Genomic DNA, 15,240 nt, shown 5'->3' with positions numbered 1-15,240 from the left:
CAGCGCGCCGGAAAACGCGCGTTTCCCACCCCGTTTTCTTCGAAGAAAACGCCTCCCCGCGTTGATGGGATGCCGCGATGAAGGTCTTTCTTACCCATCTGCACCTGTCCCATTTCCGGTCCCATAAACGGGCGGATCTGGCGCTTGATGGCCGCCCTCTGGCGCTTTACGGCCCCAATGGCGCAGGCAAAACCAATATATTGGAGGCGGTTTCCCTGCTGTCACCCGGTCGCGGTCTGCGCCGGGCCACAGGCGATGACATTGCCCGCAAACCCGAATCCCTTGGCTGGAAAATCAGCGCCGGGATCGCCGGTGATCTGACCCATGAACTGACCACCGGGGCCGAGACGGGCCAGCCCAGAACCCTGCAGATTGACGGCAAAACCGCGCCGCAAACCGCGCTGGCCCGGATTCTGCCCATGGTCTGGCTGGTCCCGGCGCAGGACCGGCTCTGGATCGAGGGGGCCGATGGGCGGCGGCGGTTCTTCGACCGGATGACGATGAGCTTCACCCCCGCCCATGCCGAGGCCGTTCTGGCCTATGACAAGGCCATGCGGGAGCGTAACCGGCTGCTGAAAGACATGGTGCGCGATGCCCATTGGTATGACGCGATCGAGGTGCAAATGTCTGATGCGGCGGCGAAAATCACCGGCAACCGCCATGCGGCGCTCAGCCGGATCAGCTCTGCCCAGCAGGGTGCGCAAACCGCGTTTCCCACCGCCGATCTGACCCTGAGAGAAGCCGAAGGCGGCGAAGCCCTGCGCGCGGCCGGGGATTTCGCCGCGGCTTTTGCCGCCTCCCGCCCCCGCGATCTGGCGGCAGGGCGCAGCCTGATCGGCCCCCATCGCAGTGACATTGCCGGTATCTATGCCGCCAAGGGCGCCCCGGCGGCGCAATGTTCCACCGGCGAGCAGAAGGCGCTGCTGATCTCGCTGATCCTCGCCAATGCCCGGGCGCTTCGTGAAGACACCGGCACCGCGCCCCTTGTCCTGCTGGATGAGGTCGCCGCCCATCTGGATGCCAGCCGCCGCGCGGCCCTGTTCGACGAGATCTGCGCGCTGGACACCCAGGCCTGGCTGACCGGCACAGGCGCCGACCTGTTCACCGATCTGGGCGACCGGGCGCAGCATATATCTGTCACTGAACGCAGCGGTGTCTCCGCCATCCATTTCTCATGAGCCTTACACTCGCCCAGATCGCGCTTTATGCAGGTGCGCTTTTCATCCTGTTCGTGACGCCGGGGCCGGTCTGGCTGGCGCTGACCGCGCGCACCCTTGGCCATGGCATACGCGGGGCGATCCCGCTGATGCTGGGCGTGGCAATCGGTGATATGGTCTGGTCACTTCTGGCGATCCTGGGTCTGGCCTGGATTGTCGGCAGCTATGCCTGGGTGATGGACCTGCTGCGCTGGCTGGCGGTGCTGGTTTTCGCAGCCATGGGCCTGCTTCTGATCTACCATGCGGATAAACGCATTGACACCGACAGCCGTCTGAACCGGCCCGGGCAATGGGCAGGTTTTGCTGCCGGGCTTGCCGCGATCCTCGCCAATCCGAAAGCCGTGCTGTTCTACATGGGGATGTTGCCGGGTTTCTTTGATCTGACGGCGATCACCGCACCCGACATTCTTGCCATTGCGGTGATTTCCGTGATTGTGCCCCTGCTTTGCAATTTTGCCTTCGCGGCCTTTGTGGATCGTGCCCGGCTGCTGATCGCCTCGCCCGGGGCGCTGAAACGCACCAATCAGGTCGCCGGTGTGCTGCTTATGACTGTCGCTGTGGCAATCGCCCTGACCAACCCCTAAATCTTGTGTCATCTGCGTGACATCCCCCCAAACCCCCTATAAATTACCTATAAGAACAACAGAGGTCCGCATGGCCGAAAATGCACCTGCGTCTGAAGAATATGGCGCCGATTCCATCAAAGTTCTCAAAGGGTTGGAGGCGGTCCGCAAACGCCCCGGCATGTATATCGGTGACACCGATGATGGCAGCGGCCTGCATCATATGGTGTATGAGGTCGTGGATAACGGGATTGACGAGGCCCTGGCGGGCCATGCGGATGCCGTAAACGTCAAAATCCACGCCGATAACAGCGTTTCGGTCAGCGATAATGGTCGTGGCATTCCCGTGGGTATTCACGAGGAAGAAGGTGTATCGGCGGCCGAAGTCATCATGACCCAGCTTCATGCGGGCGGCAAATTCGACCAGAACTCCTATAAGGTGTCCGGTGGGTTGCATGGCGTCGGTGTGTCGGTCGTCAACGCGTTGAGCGACTGGCTGGAACTGCGCATCTGGCGCGATGGCAAGGAACACAGCGCCCGGTTTGAAGGCGGCTTTACCACCAAACATCTTGAGGTTCTGGGCGATGCAAACGGGCGCAAGGGCACCGAAGTGCGGTTCATGGCCTCGGCTGAGACCTTTTCGAACCTCGATTACAGTTTCAAGACGCTTGAAAACCGCCTGCGCGAACTGGCCTTCCTGAATTCGGGCGTGCGTATCATTCTGGAAGATGAACGCCCTGCCGAGCCGCTGCGCTCGGAACTGTTCTATGAAGGTGGCGTGCGCGAATTCGTGCGTTATCTCGACCGGTCAAAAACCTCTGCCATGGAAGAGCCGATCTTTATCACCGGCGAAAAGGACGGCATCGGGATCGAGGTCGCCATGTGGTGGAATGACAGCTATCATGAAACCGTTCTGCCCTTCACCAACAACATCCCGCAACGCGATGGCGGCACCCATCTGGCCGGGTTCCGCGGCGCGCTGACCCGGACGATCAATCTTTATGCGGGGTCTTCGGGGATTGCGAAGAAGGAAAAGGTAAATTTCACCGGCGATGATGCACGCGAAGGGCTGACCTGTGTTCTCAGCGTCAAGGTCCCTGACCCGAAATTCTCAAGCCAGACCAAGGATAAACTGGTCTCGTCCGAGGTGCGCCCGGCGGTTGAAAGCCTGATGAACGAAAAACTGTCGGAATGGTTCGAGGAACATCCCAACGAGGCCCGCGTCATCGTCAGCAAGATCGTCGAGGCCGCGCTTGCCCGCGAGGCGGCACGCAAAGCCCGCGAACTGACCCGTCGCAAAACCGCGATGGATATCGCCTCTCTCCCCGGCAAGCTGGCCGATTGCCAGGAAAAGGACCCGGGCAAATCCGAACTGTTCCTGGTTGAGGGCGACAGTGCCGGCGGATCCGCCAAACAGGGCCGGTCCCGCTACAATCAGGCGGTTCTGCCACTTCGCGGTAAAATCCTCAACGTGGAACGCGCCCGGTTTGACCGGATGCTGGGCTCACAGGAAATCGGCACCCTGATCACCGCACTTGGCACCGGTATCGGCCGCGATGAATTCGACATCTCGAAACTGCGCTACCACAAGGTCATCATCATGACCGATGCGGATGTGGATGGTGCCCATATCCGTACCCTGCTGCTGACCTTCTTCTTCCGGCAGATGCCCGAACTGATCGAGGGCGGGTATCTCTACATCGCCCAGCCACCGCTGTACAAAGTCGCGCGCGGCAAATCCGAGGTCTATCTGAAAGATCAGGCCAGCCTTGATGATTATCTGATTCAGCAAGGTGTCGAGGGGGCCACCCTGCGCCTGCAATCGGGGAAGAGATTGCCGGGGCCGATCTTGCCCGCGTGGTCGATGCCGCCCGCGCCTTCAAACGGGTGCTGGATGCTTTCCCGACCCATTATCCGCGCCGGATTCTGGAACAGGCCGCCATCGCCGGCGCCTTCGATCAGGGCCGCGCCGATACCGACCTGCAGGGCGTTGCCGATGATGTGGCCAAGCGGCTTGATCTGGTGGCGGTCGAATACGAACGCGGCTGGCAGGGGCGCATTACCCAGGATCACGGCATTCGCCTGTCCCGCGTGCTGCGCGGTGTCGAGGAGATTCGCACGCTGGACGGCGCTGTCCTCCGCTCGGGCGAGGCGCGCAAACTCTCCTCGGTCTCGAAAGACAGCCGCGAGGTTTACCGCGACCCTTCGCATCTGTCCCGCAAGGATCGTGACGTGCTGATCCACGGGCCGACCGAATTGCTGGATGCGATCCTTGAGGAAGGCGCCAAGGGGCTGAGCCTGCAACGTTATAAAGGCCTGGGGGAGATGAACCCCGACCAGCTTTGGGAAACCACGCTGGACCACGAGGCCCGGACCCTGCTGCAGGTGAAAATCGACGATCTGGCGGAGGCCGATGACATTTTCACCAAACTGATGGGGGATGTTGTGGAACCAAGGCGCGACTTCATCCAGCAAAACGCGCTGAGCGTGGAGAATCTGGATTTTTGAGGGCAGGGCAGACTGCCAGGCTCAAGCTTGTGGATGCTACACATAACCGAGGCGCCTGTCTCAACCCAAACGATAAACCTACAGTTTCGCGATGGTGTTTTTCACCAGCGCGGCGCGATCTTCTTTCAATGCGCGTGCAAAATCCTTTGGAACTTCAGTCTGATCATCCCAGGTTTCTGACCAGCACATGATTTCCAGAAGCACTGGAACCAGCCCTTTGCCCTTGTCCGTAAGACCATACAGGTAACGCGCCTTGTTGCCGGGGTCCTGCGCTTTGGTCAGGATGCCTTCCGCCTCAAGCTTCGACAGCCGGGACGCCAGAATATTGGTCGAAATGCCCTCTCCTGCATTCAGGAAATCCGCATAATGCCGCGCGTCTTTGAACATGATGTCCCGCAAAATCAGCAGAGACCAGATATCGCCGAAAATCGCGCCACCATAGCGGATCGGACATCCGTGCCATTCCGCTGAAGATTTTTTCACCATACGGATATCATAGCCCGGGCCGATGGCGCTTGCAAAAAGAAAGCACCTTAGCTATCAAGACGTCACTTGCAAATCGCAAGCGAAATAGCAGATGGAGGATCCCCGATGTTGCAGCATGTCTTATCGGTCGTGGCGTTCATGATCGTGTCCTTTGCCGCGCAGGGGCTTTCGCATTTCGTGATCAACAAGGATCACTTTGCCTCCGTAAGCTTCATGCGCCCCGATCCGGTCATCCCGCTTGGATTGCTGGTCATAGTCTTTCAGGGCGCGCTGCTTTCCATGGCTCTGCATGTCTGGAAAGGTGACGGGGTGCGCGTCGCAGACGGGATATTGGTCTCCCTGATTTTCGGCGCATTTCTGGTCAGCTACATCGCGATTGTGGAGCCGTCAAAATACCTTGTGCCATCAATCGGGGCCTGGGTTCGGGTTGAACTGCTTGTCGGCTTTGCCCAATTCGCCATTTTTGGCGTCATATTGGGGTGGATACACCAGAAACTATAGCGTTTCGGGCTTTCACCCCAAATGCCGCTCCCCCCGCGCTTTTGCCAGCGCGATCTGTTTCTGCCGCTCGCGGAACCGGGCGCGGTCGGCGTCATCATGTTCCCCCAGACAATGGTGGCACGATACGCCCTCTTCATATTCCGCCCGCGCCAGATCTGACGGGGTCAATGCCCGTCGGCAGGCACGGCAAAGCACATGGCCGCCTTCCGTCAATCCATGGCCGACGGAAACCCTTTCATCGAACACGAAACACGCCCCGCGCCAGAGGCTTTGTTCCTCCGGCACCTCTTCGAGATATTTCAGGATACCGCCTTTCAGGTGATAGACCTCTTCCACCCCCTGCCCCATCAGATAGCCGCTTGATTTCTCACATCTGATCCCGCCGGTGCAGAACATCGCAATGCGTTTGTTGTGGAACCGGTCTGCATTCGCCTCCCACCAGGCGGGGAAATCGCGAAAACTGCCCGTGCCCGGGTCCACCGCGCCTTGAAACGTGCCGATCGCCACTTCATACCCGTTGCGCGTGTCGATCACCGCCACATCGGGCGCGGTGATCAGCGCGTTCCAATCCGCCGGGTCCACATAGCGCCCGACGGCGCAGGTTGGGTCCACCTCCGGCTGGCCCATGGTCACGATCTCCCGTTTCAGGCGCACTTTCAACCGCCCGAAGGGCATCTCCCCGGCAAGGCTTTCCTTCCAGTCCAGGGTCTGGAACCCCGGCAGCCCGCGGATATGCGCCAGAACCGCGTTGATCCCCGCGCGCGGGCCCGCAATCGTGCCATTGATGCCCTCGCGCGCCAGCAGCAGCGACCCTTTCACCCCACCCGCCTCGCAGACATTCCGCAAGGGCGTGCGCAGGGCCTCGGGGGTTTCAACCCTGGTGAAATGATAAAGGGCGGCGACGATGAACATGGGGTGCGATGTAGACCTTTGACCGACAGGCATGCAAGTCATCACATGCCGCTCAGACCCGGTGGAGGTCGGGCATCTGGTCCGCAGCTATGGCCAGACCATCGGCAATCGCGGTAAAGGCATCGCCGCGCGCCATTTCCGCCCCCGGGCAAAGCCGCTGCAATGCCTGCTCCACCACCTGCATCAGGCTGGACCCGCCGACCAGAACCACAACATCCACCTGCCCCGCTGTCACCCCGGCCATCTCCAGCGCGGCAGAGGCGGCGGTGCTGATTTCTGCGGCATAGGGGCCAAGGGCCATTTGCAGATCACTCAACCCCATGGCGGCCCCAAGCTCAGGCTCAACCATATCCAACTGAATCTCGACCGCATCGCCCGCGTTTACGGCAATCTTCGCATGCTCCACCGCGAAGGCCAGATCATGGCCCAGTTCATGCTCCAGCACGCTGGCAAGCCGCCCGATCCGCGCAGGCTCCACCGCAAGTTTCAGCAGATCTGCCACATCCCGTCTGACTGCGGCGGTATACAGAAAGGGAATCTTCTCCCATGTGGCCAGATCCTGAAAAATCGCGTTCGGTGCGATATGGGTGTCGGCCCCGAACACATGCCGGATTTCCGAGCCCTGGCCCAGCAGGGGCATCACAAGCCGCAGGCTCAGCGCCTTGTCGAAATTGGTGCCGCCAAGACGCACCCCGTGGCTGGCCAGTATTTCCATACCCGTGTCGCCATCGCGAAACACGGTGAAATCCGAGGTGCCGCCGCCAATATCCACGATCAGCCCCGTGCGCCCCTCGGCCAGATGGCCATAGCCCAGCGCTGCCGCCTCGGGTTCATACAGGAACTGCACATCGCGGAACCCCGCCAGATGGTAACATTCCTCCAGATCTCTGGCGGCCTGCGCATCGCGCGCCATATCGGCAGAGTGGAAATGCACCGGGCGCCCGGACAGGGCGGTCTCGAACACCTCACCGGTTGCGGCTTCGGCCCGGGCTTTCACCTCGGCCAGAAACCCGGCCACAACCTCGATCAGACTGCGCCGCGCATGCCCGACCCAGCGGGTCTCGCGCATCAGCGATGTGCCCAGAACGCTTTTCAACGCCCGCATGAAGAGGCCTTCGCGCCCTTCGATCAGCGCCGCATTGGCGGCTGACCCAAACAGCACCTCGGTCTCATAGGCATCGTAAAACACAGATGTGGGCAATGTGTGGCGCCCCGGTTCCACCTCGATCAGGACCGGTTTGCCGTCACGCAGCACACCGGCCGCCGTATTCGACGTGCCAAAATCAAGGCCCAGCCTGCGGGTCATCGCAGCCTCCATCGCTGTCACGCACAACAAAGGCGCCGCAGGTATCCGGTTTCACACCGCATCACAACCCCGCATTGACCCTGTGCGCCCGGCTTCGTAACCATTCACCTGAACAGCGAAAGGACCATTATGCGCGACGCGACCCATGCCCTTGTTGTCATCGACGTTCAGAATGATTTCTGCCCCGGCGGGGCGCTGGCCGTGCCCGGCGGGGATGAGATTATCCCCGGGATCAACGCGCTGATGGAGGCGTTCCAATGCATCGTCCTGACGCAAGACTGGCACCCGGCGGGCCATTCCAGCTTTGCCTCTCAACACAAGGGGCAAGACCCTTATTCGGTGGTGGAATTCCCCTATGGGCCGCAAGTCCTCTGGCCTGATCATTGCGTGCAGGGGTCCAGCGGCGCCGCCTTCCACCCGGGCCTGACCACGGACCCGGCCCAGATTATCCTGCGCAAGGGTTTCCGCCGGGAAATCGACAGCTATTCCGCCTTCTTCGAAAACGATCACAGCACCCCGACCGGGCTGGAAGGGGCGCTTAGAACCCGTGGCGTCACCCATCTGACCATGGTCGGGCTGGCCACGGATTTCTGTGTGAATTTCTCTGCCCTGGATGCCGCCAGACTGGGCTTTGCCGTAGAGGTCGATATGAAGCTTTGCCGCGCCATTAACCTCGACGGATCGCTGGCCAGTGCAATAGAGGGGATGAAGCGCGCAGACATCACATTGTGATCGCCCCGGCAGATCCCTGCCATTTTCCCGGCTCGACACCGCAATCCCCTTCGGGTCTAACTCACACCCGAAGAGAGGAACCGCCCCATGGTCGACATCGCCACCCGCGTGCACAATCGTAAATGGAAGATCGACCCGATCGTCCGATCCCTGATCGACACGGATTTTTACAAACTGCTGATGTGCCAGTCGGTATTCCGCAACAGGCATGACACCCAGGTTACATTCTCCCTGATCAACCGGACCCATCGTATCCGCCTGGCCGATCTGGTGGATGAGGGCGAGTTGCGCGAACAGCTTGATCATATCCGAACCCTCAGCCTGTCACGAGGCGAAAGCACCTGGATGCGGGGCAACACATTCTATGGCAAACGCCAGATGTTCACCCCGGAATTCATGGACTGGTTCGAAGCCCTGCGCCTGCCCCCCTATCATCTGGAAAAACGCGACGGCCAGTATGAGCTGACATTCGAAGGCGCCTGGCCAGAGGTGATGTTGTGGGAAATCCCCGCACTGGCGGTGCTGATGGAACTGCGCTCCCGCGCGACGCTGGCCGATATGGGCAAATTCGAGCTTCAGGTTCTCTATGCCCGCGCGATGACCAAGCTGTGGCAGAAGATTGAGCGTCTGCGCCACATCCCGGACCTGCGCATCGCCGATTTCGGCACCCGCAGGCGGCACAGTTTTCTGTGGCAGGACTGGTGCGTGCAAGCCATGCGCGAAGGGCTGGGCACGGCCTTTTCCGGCACCTCGAACTGCCTGATCGCCAAGAACCGCGATCTGGAGGCGATCGGCACCAATGCCCATGAACTGCCCATGGTCTATGCCGCCCTGGCCGAGGATGACACGGCACTGGCCCGCGCGCCCTATGACGTGCTGGCCGACTGGCATGAGGAACATGACGGCAATCTGCGCATCATCCTGCCCGACACCTATGGCACCAGGGGGTTTCTGACCCATGCCCCCGACTGGCTGACCCAATGGACCGGTATCCGCATCGACAGCGGCGACCCGGCCGCAGGGGCCGAACTTGCCATCAACTGGTGGAAAAGCCGGGGCGAGGACCCGCGCGAGAAACTGGTGATCTTCTCTGACGGGCTGGATGTGGAGAAAATCGAGGAACTCCACAGCCAATTCGCCGGACGGGTGCGGGTGTCTTTCGGCTGGGGCACGCTTTTGACCAATGATTTCCGCGGGCTTGTCCCGGGCGAGGGCCTGGCGCCCTTCTCGCTGGTCTGCAAGGCTGTGGCGGCGAATGGGAAAGCGACGGTGAAATTGAGCGATAACCCGGAGAAAGCGATGGGCCCCGAGGCGGAAATCAACAGGTATAAACGCGTGTTCGGGGTGGGGCAGCAGGAGCGGGTTGAGGTGGTGGTTTGAGGCGACAGTAACTATGGAACCTAAAAAAGCTCATCCTCGTTTTCGACCAACGGCCGATTAAGATGTTCTTCTAAACGCAATCTAAGCTCTATCTCTGAAAGTTCTGGAGAGTACGGTGTATCGTTAAAGCTAACAACATTTAGCATAATCCGCCCCTTCTGTCGGCCATTTATCATCTGATAGGCAATTTGACCGACAACCTCATCGATATTTTGAGAGTTAACCCTTCCCTCATCATATCGAGTCCAAAAGCCTGGATCATAAATCTGGAAGAAAGCGATACCACCTCTGGCATCCCTACCTTTCCAACCTCTTTGGCGATCCATTTGATCCCAGTTTGGCGAAGTAACGAAGAATTTTACATTTTCAAATTTCCAATCTTCGTCATCATCTCTCTTGATAGGCGTTACTCTGCGCTGGAACTCCTCTCTCCTAATGGGAAACTCCGGAAAATCAGAAAATCCAACACCAGAAATCTGTGGGTTAAGCTCGCAAGCCTTGTAGAAATCACTCTTTGCTTCGAAAGCACTCGGAAAATTATTTACGTCTAAACCAGCGCTACGAAACTCTTCCGTGGTTTGAGTCAAAAAATGTTGGCCAAGTGAAGTGAGCGCCCCACATGCGATGAGCCCCTGTTCCATTTGTCTTTGGTCTTGTTCAAGAGCCTGGGTTTGATCGCCGTCCGACTCATGCCATTCCCGTATGGCATACCGCACTGCACTTCCAACTTCCTCACCCCATTCTTCAAGAGGTTGCCCAACAACACCTTCAACAAAACCCTTTCCGAAATCGCCAATCACAGAGCTGCTTATCGCACCCACAACAGCGCTAACCCCAGCGATCACAACCACGCCAAGTTTCTGCCCAAAGGAGCCAGCCTCCGGCGGCAGAACGTATATCTTATATTGAATCTGCCCGCCGAAGATTTCCTGATTGAAAGACTCGATGAGCTTTGAAAAATCAGTGGCAGTTGCAACAAATGTCTCTAACGACAGACTGTTTTGAGGGACATCATAAAAAACAGGAAAGACGGTTATAGGGCGGCCGCCGCCATCGATTGTTTGAATGCGCATGGATTGCCACTCGCGAAAATCACATTTGAGCTACTTCTCACTGTAGCGACTATTTATTCTAATGCCACTATAGAGAAATAGTTTTATACTGCGTCATAGCCCATCAAAATTACCACTATATATCAGCAACTTGCCGATCTATCGGCAACGAATTTTGATACAGGTTAACTGATTCCCACTCTGACACGCTAGCCTGAGACAACAAGATTTGTTGCGAGTATTTTGCCTTTTCATAGAAACAAGCCGCGTTGTGTCAACCCGATCAGCAAGAAGCACATTTGTTGCGAGAAAACTCCGGTCTGCTTGATACAAACCCGCTGCCCGGTCTTCTTCTGAAAACGCGCAACCCTTCATCCCCGGCATTTCCCAACACCGGCATCAGTTCCGCTCCCACGCCAGGTCATTCCGGGTCGACACCTCCCCGCATCCTCTTCACCTCCCCCCGCGCCTTCTTTGCCTCCACCCGTTTGCGTTTCTGGTTCGCCGAAACCTTCGTCTTCACCCGCCGTTTCGGCACCTCCGTTGCCCGGCGCACCAGATCGGCCAATCTCTCCCGCGCAATCTCGCGGTTTCTTGCCTGGTGGCGTGTGTCCTGCACGAAGATCACCACCGCGCCCTCCCTTGTCCAACGCGATCCGGCCAGCCGCCGCAACCGGCGTTTCACCGCGTCAGGCAGGTTGGGGGAACGTTCGGCCTCAAACCGCAATTCGACCGCCGTCGCGACCTTGTTCACGTTCTGCCCGCCGGGGCCCGAGGCGCGGGTGAAGCTTTCGGTCAGTTCCCAACTGTCCAGCGTAATCTGGTCGGTGATACGCATAGCTTGTCTCCTTTCCGGCATGTCACGGGGTCCATATCATGTAGGGAGCCCGGTTCCGCAGCAAAAAGGGCCGCCTGTACGGGCGACCCTTTCCGAGAAATCAGGAGGTGGGGCCGGTCAGAACCGGTGGTCCACCTGGGATGGGGCTCGCCCCACAGAATTGCCTAGCGGCGATCCTCCCAAGTTGTCCCGACACCATTCTCCAATACCTCTATAGACACTGGATCACCTCCTTTCGACTTGTTGCTGTTACAAGGATGCTGACACAGATTTTGTGTTTGTCAAAACAATTTATGCGAGATGTGCCACCATCCACCGGGTCAGAATGCGGAACGGGATCAGCGCGACAATGGCCAGCGACAGTTTCACACCCCAATCGGCCACCGCCAATGAGACCCAAAGCGGGGCAATCGGGCCAACACCCAGAAGCGGCAGGGTCTCGGCCGCCCAACTGACATCATTGGCCGGTTCAAGGAATGTCAGCACCCCCGAAAACGCAATGGTGAAGAACAGGGCCGTATCCACCGAAGACCCTATAATCGTTGAGGTAACCGGTGCTTTCCACCAGGTGCCGCCGCGCATCCGGTCAAAGATGGCAACATCCAGAAGCTGCGCCGTCAGAAACGCGATGCCCGAGCCGATTGCGATGCGCAATGTCACCAGCGGGCCGAATTCCCCGATGATCTGCGTGCCGATCAGGGAACAGGCCACCCCCACCAGAAACCCGGTGAAAACAACCCGTCTTGCCGCCGACACGCCATAGACGCGGTTCATGATATCGGTGACCAGAAAGGCCAGCGGGTAGGTGAATGCCCCCCAGGTCAGCCATTGGCCGAACAGGAATTGGACAAGAATGTTGGAGGCGACGACAATTGCCGCCATGGCGATCACGCCGGGCAAATAAGTGCGGGTCATTTCAGGGTCCGTTTTGACAAGGTGGCCGGAGACTTGGCCCGGGATCGGGCGATGGCGCGGCATAGACCCCTCAGCACCCTGTGGCAAGGGCTGACTTTGGATTGCCACAGCACCATCCCGTCATACCGACCCAATGCCGTCAGGTCAGGGTTTTCACCAGCGCCCCGGCAACCTGCGGGATCGTATCTGGGGCCAGGCCCGCAATATTCATGCGGCCATCCCCGACAAGATAGATGGCATGATCTTCGCGCAGGGTCTCAACCTGATCCGGCGTGGCACCGATGAGTGAGAACATACCCCGATGGGCCGCAAGAAAGCCGAACCGGTCCGAGCCTGCCGCGCCCCGCAAGGCCTCGGCCAGTGCAAGACGGGCCGTGTTCATGCCGTCGCGCATGCGGCGCAGCTCATCCCGCCAGATATCTCTCAGCGCCGGGTCATCCAGTATTGTCTGCACCACCCGCGCGCCGTGATCGGGCGGGAAGGCATAGTTCTGCCGGTTGAGATAGGCCAGCACGGCCTGCACTGCGGATTGACTGGTTTCATTGGCGGAGATGGCCAGAACACTGCCCACCCGATCACGGTAGAGCCCGAAATTCTTGGAACAACTGGTCGCGATCAGCATCTCGGGCAGCAGCCCGGCCAGATATCTTGTGCCCCGCGCATCCGCCTCCAACCCTTCGGCAAAGCCCATATAGGCGATGTCGATGAACGGGATCGCACCGGTTTTTTGCAGGACGGCGCCAATCGCCTGCCAATCCTCCATCGTCAGATCCACGCCCGTGGGGTTGTGGCAGCAGCCATGCAGCAGGACCAGATCACCCGGTTTCGCGGCCGCCAGATCGGCCAGCATGCCCTCGCGGTCGAGTGTCCCGGTTGCCGCATCATAATACCGGTAATCGCGTCGGCTCAGACCCAGATAGTCAATGATCGACGGGTGATTGGCCCAGGTCGGCGTGCTGATCCAGATGGTTGCCTCTGGATTCAGGCGTTTGGTCAGTTCCAGAACCTGCCGCACCGCGCCGGTGCCCCCCGGGGTGGCAAGGGCCGCGACTCGTGCGGCGGGCACCGCATCGTCCAGGATCAGCCGGCGCATTGCCGCAAGAAACCCCGGATCACCGGCAAGACCCAGATAGGTTTTGGTGTCCTGGCTGTTCCAGATCCGCTCCTCCGCCTGTTTCACGGCAGCCATGACCGGGGTGCGCCCATCGGGCGTGCGATAGACGCCGACGCCCAGATCAATTTTCCCGGGCCGGTCATCATCGGCAAACATCGCCATCAGGCGCAGGATTTTGTCGGTTTCGGGCGGGGTCAGGCTATCGAACATTGGAACGCCTTAAACAGGAAAACGGGACGGATCGCGGTCACGGGTCAGGATACAGGTCCGTTCAACCGTTCTGACCGGAACAAACCCGGCACTCTGGTACAGGCCAAGCGCACGCGGATGGTCCAGCGTACAGGTGTTGACCGTCATCTTTTCAACACCTGCCCCGGCCCATCCGATGGCGATGGCCGTTTTCAGCAAAAGACCACCCAGGCCCTTGCCCACCGCCTCGGGCACCATGCCGAAATAGGCCAGATCGCAGACACCCGGCTTGCGGAAATCAAGCTGAAAGAACCCCTGCGGCCAGCCGTCTTTCAGAAGCGTGCGCAGCTCAACCTGCGGGTGCTGTACAAAGGCGCGCAGGGTTTCGGGGTCTTCCCTGTGTTTGTCCTGCCATTCATAGGCCCGCCCGACCGCGTCATAAAGCGCCAGAAAATACCAGACCGGGGGGGATATGGCCTGTTCCAGCCTTGTGTCTTCCGGCAGCACCGGGGCCGCAGCCCCGGGCGGCTGGCGCATTTCCAGATAGGTGATGGTATAGGGCAGCGATGTGCCGGCCTTCAGCAGGCTCATCCGGTGGCAACCTTCAATTGATCGAACTGGCCCCATTCGGCCCAGGACCCATCGTAAAGCGCTGCATCCCGGTGGCCCAGCCTCTCCAGCGCCAGCATCAGTATCGCCGCCGTCACGCCGGAGCCGCAGGTGGTGATGACCCGCTTGCCCAGATCCACGCCCGCATCCTCGAACGCGGCTTTCAGCGCGGCTTTCGGTTTCATCGTCCCATCCGCATTCAGCAGGGTGGCGTAATGCACATTCAGCGACCCGGGGATATGCCCGGCGCGCAGACCCGGCCGCGCCTCGGGCTCGGCGCCTTTGAAACGCGAAGGCGCGCGGGCATCGACCACCTGCCAGTCCCCCAGTTTCGAGGCCGAGGCAACCTGGGTCACATCCTTCACCAGATGCGCCTGACGCTGCACGGTCATATGCCGGTCACGCAGTACCGGGGGCATATCCTCGGTCTCGCGCCCCTCGGCCTGCCATTTCGGAAACCCGCCATCCAGCACCGCGATGTCCGATTTGCCCATCAACCGGAACAGCCACCAGACCCGCGCCGCCGAAAACAGGCCCGCACCATCATAGACCACAACCTGATGGCCATCCCCCACACCCATGGCCCGCATGCGTGACATGAATTTCTCTACCGGCGGCGCCATATGCGGCAGGGCGCTGCGATGGTCGCTGATCTCGTCTATATCGAAGAACCGCGCGCCGGGGATATGGTCGGCGTGATATTCCGCCATCGCATCACGGCCCATATCGGGCAGATAATAGGAGGCGTCGATCACCCGCAGATCAGGGTCGTTCAGATGCGACGCCAGCCAGCCGGTGGAAACCAGGGTTTTGGGGTCATCTGCAGACATGGGCGGGCCTCTTTCTCAGGATCGGGTGTCTGGAAAATAGCCCTACGCATTCGGCCCTGCACTGGCAAGACCGTGCAATTTGTGCCGG

The 15,240-nt window shown here is 59.7% G+C and carries 14 protein-coding genes and 1 pseudogene; 6 read left to right on the top strand and 9 right to left on the bottom strand.

Annotation, left to right across the window (positions count from 1 at the left end):
* Positions 1-77: 77 nt before the first annotated feature.
* The 3 genes and pseudogenes from recF (at position 78) to gyrB (ending at position 4,288) form a co-directional block, all read left to right on the top strand.
* Complete coding sequence (gene recF / locus E2K80_RS15220; protein WP_135375764.1) at positions 78-1,178, top strand: DNA replication/repair protein RecF; 1,101 nt, start codon at positions 78-80, stop codon at positions 1,176-1,178.
* Positions 1,175-1,801 carry a LysE family translocator gene (locus tag E2K80_RS15215; protein WP_135375763.1) on the top strand — a complete coding sequence of 209 codons (627 nt, stop codon included), beginning with the start codon at positions 1,175-1,177 and terminating at the stop codon, positions 1,799-1,801. Before recF ends, E2K80_RS15215 begins: the two co-directional genes overlap by 4 nt.
* 70 nt (positions 1,802-1,871) lie before the next feature.
* Positions 1,872-4,288, top strand: a pseudogene (gene gyrB, locus E2K80_RS15210) (DNA topoisomerase (ATP-hydrolyzing) subunit B).
* Positions 4,289-4,366: 78 nt separating this feature from the next.
* On the opposite strand, the gene E2K80_RS15205 reads toward gyrB, so the two are convergent.
* Positions 4,367-4,774 carry a winged helix-turn-helix transcriptional regulator gene (locus E2K80_RS15205; protein ID WP_135375762.1) on the bottom strand — a complete coding sequence of 136 codons (408 nt, stop codon included), beginning with the start codon at positions 4,772-4,774 and terminating at the stop codon, positions 4,367-4,369.
* Between the two features lie 105 nt (positions 4,775-4,879).
* Here E2K80_RS15205 and E2K80_RS15200 point away from each other — a divergent pair, with 105 nt between their 5' ends.
* A complete protein-coding gene (locus E2K80_RS15200; RefSeq protein ID WP_135375761.1) occupies positions 4,880-5,275 on the top strand; it encodes a hypothetical protein in 396 nt (131 codons plus the stop codon).
* 12 nt (positions 5,276-5,287) lie between these two features.
* Here E2K80_RS15200 and trhO read toward each other — a convergent pair whose 3' ends face one another.
* Positions 5,288-6,187 carry an oxygen-dependent tRNA uridine(34) hydroxylase TrhO gene (trhO, locus tag E2K80_RS15195; RefSeq protein ID WP_135375760.1) on the bottom strand — a complete coding sequence of 300 codons (900 nt, stop codon included), beginning with the start codon at positions 6,185-6,187 and terminating at the stop codon, positions 5,288-5,290.
* Between the two features lie 52 nt (positions 6,188-6,239).
* Complete coding sequence (locus E2K80_RS15190) at positions 6,240-7,493, bottom strand: Hsp70 family protein (protein WP_135375759.1); 1,254 nt, start codon at positions 7,491-7,493, stop codon at positions 6,240-6,242.
* Between the two features lie 129 nt (positions 7,494-7,622).
* Here E2K80_RS15190 and pncA point away from each other — a divergent pair, with 129 nt between their 5' ends.
* Together pncA and pncB are read left to right on the top strand one after the other, a co-directional pair.
* Positions 7,623-8,225, top strand: a complete 603-nt coding sequence (gene pncA / locus E2K80_RS15185; RefSeq protein WP_135375758.1) for a bifunctional nicotinamidase/pyrazinamidase — start codon at positions 7,623-7,625, stop codon at positions 8,223-8,225.
* An 87-nt stretch (positions 8,226-8,312) separates the two neighbouring features.
* Positions 8,313-9,605, top strand: coding sequence for a nicotinate phosphoribosyltransferase (pncB, locus tag E2K80_RS15180; RefSeq protein ID WP_135375757.1), 1,293 nt, complete (start codon positions 8,313-8,315; stop codon positions 9,603-9,605).
* 20 nt (positions 9,606-9,625) lie between these two features.
* Here pncB and E2K80_RS15175 read toward each other — a convergent pair whose 3' ends face one another.
* The 6 genes from E2K80_RS15175 to sseA all read right to left on the bottom strand — a co-directional run bounded on the left by E2K80_RS15175 (position 9,626) and on the right by sseA (position 15,152).
* Complete coding sequence (locus E2K80_RS15175) at positions 9,626-10,678, bottom strand: hypothetical protein (protein WP_135375756.1); 1,053 nt, start codon at positions 10,676-10,678, stop codon at positions 9,626-9,628.
* A 400-nt stretch (positions 10,679-11,078) separates the two neighbouring features.
* Positions 11,079-11,495 carry an alternative ribosome rescue aminoacyl-tRNA hydrolase ArfB gene (gene arfB, locus E2K80_RS15170; protein ID WP_135375755.1) on the bottom strand — a complete coding sequence of 139 codons (417 nt, stop codon included), beginning with the start codon at positions 11,493-11,495 and terminating at the stop codon, positions 11,079-11,081.
* Positions 11,496-11,786: 291 nt separating this feature from the next.
* Positions 11,787-12,410 carry a queuosine precursor transporter gene (locus tag E2K80_RS15165; protein WP_135375754.1) on the bottom strand — a complete coding sequence of 208 codons (624 nt, stop codon included), beginning with the start codon at positions 12,408-12,410 and terminating at the stop codon, positions 11,787-11,789.
* Positions 12,411-12,549: 139 nt separating this feature from the next.
* On the bottom strand, positions 12,550-13,734 hold the full coding sequence (locus E2K80_RS15160) for an amino acid aminotransferase (protein ID WP_135375753.1): 1,185 nt from the start codon (positions 13,732-13,734) through the stop codon (positions 12,550-12,552).
* 9 nt (positions 13,735-13,743) lie between these two features.
* The gene (locus E2K80_RS15155; RefSeq protein ID WP_168193215.1) at positions 13,744-14,304 is read right to left on the bottom strand and encodes a GNAT family N-acetyltransferase; all 561 of its coding nucleotides are present in this window, start codon (positions 14,302-14,304) and stop codon (positions 13,744-13,746) included.
* Positions 14,301-15,152, bottom strand: coding sequence for a 3-mercaptopyruvate sulfurtransferase (sseA, locus tag E2K80_RS15150; RefSeq protein ID WP_135375751.1), 852 nt, complete (start codon positions 15,150-15,152; stop codon positions 14,301-14,303). Before sseA ends, E2K80_RS15155 begins: the two co-directional genes overlap by 4 nt.
* Positions 15,153-15,240: the final 88 nt, after the last annotated feature.

Origin of the sequence: Rhodophyticola sp. CCM32, assembly GCF_004751985.1 — a bacterium.
In the GTDB taxonomy this organism is placed as follows: Bacteria; Pseudomonadota; Alphaproteobacteria; order Rhodobacterales; family Rhodobacteraceae; genus Rhodophyticola.
This window is presented reverse-complemented; position numbering and strand designations above follow the sequence as displayed.

Excerpts from the sequence above, each read along its gene's own strand:
- recF (WP_135375764.1), top strand. The coding sequence starts at position 78 with ATGAAGGTCTTTCTTACCCATCTGCACCTGTCCCATTTCCGGTCCCAT.
- E2K80_RS15215 (WP_135375763.1), top strand. The coding sequence starts at position 1,175 with ATGAGCCTTACACTCGCCCAGATCGCGCTTTATGCAGGTGCGCTTTTC.
- pncB (WP_135375757.1), top strand. The coding sequence starts at position 8,313 with ATGGTCGACATCGCCACCCGCGTGCACAATCGTAAATGGAAGATCGAC.
- E2K80_RS15160 (WP_135375753.1), bottom strand. The coding sequence starts at position 13,734 with ATGTTCGATAGCCTGACCCCGCCCGAAACCGACAAAATCCTGCGCCTG.
- sseA (WP_135375751.1), bottom strand. The coding sequence starts at position 15,152 with ATGTCTGCAGATGACCCCAAAACCCTGGTTTCCACCGGCTGGCTGGCG.
- E2K80_RS15175 (WP_135375756.1), bottom strand. The coding sequence starts at position 10,678 with ATGCGCATTCAAACAATCGATGGCGGCGGCCGCCCTATAACCGTCTTT.
- trhO (WP_135375760.1), bottom strand. The coding sequence starts at position 6,187 with ATGTTCATCGTCGCCGCCCTTTATCATTTCACCAGGGTTGAAACCCCC.
- E2K80_RS15190 (WP_135375759.1), bottom strand. The coding sequence starts at position 7,493 with ATGACCCGCAGGCTGGGCCTTGATTTTGGCACGTCGAATACGGCGGCC.
- E2K80_RS15155 (WP_168193215.1), bottom strand. The coding sequence starts at position 14,304 with ATGAGCCTGCTGAAGGCCGGCACATCGCTGCCCTATACCATCACCTAT.
- E2K80_RS15200 (WP_135375761.1), top strand. The coding sequence starts at position 4,880 with ATGTTGCAGCATGTCTTATCGGTCGTGGCGTTCATGATCGTGTCCTTT.
- E2K80_RS15205 (WP_135375762.1), bottom strand. The coding sequence starts at position 4,774 with ATGGTGAAAAAATCTTCAGCGGAATGGCACGGATGTCCGATCCGCTAT.
- E2K80_RS15165 (WP_135375754.1), bottom strand. The coding sequence starts at position 12,410 with ATGACCCGCACTTATTTGCCCGGCGTGATCGCCATGGCGGCAATTGTC.
- pncA (WP_135375758.1), top strand. The coding sequence starts at position 7,623 with ATGCGCGACGCGACCCATGCCCTTGTTGTCATCGACGTTCAGAATGAT.
- arfB (WP_135375755.1), bottom strand. The coding sequence starts at position 11,495 with ATGCGTATCACCGACCAGATTACGCTGGACAGTTGGGAACTGACCGAA.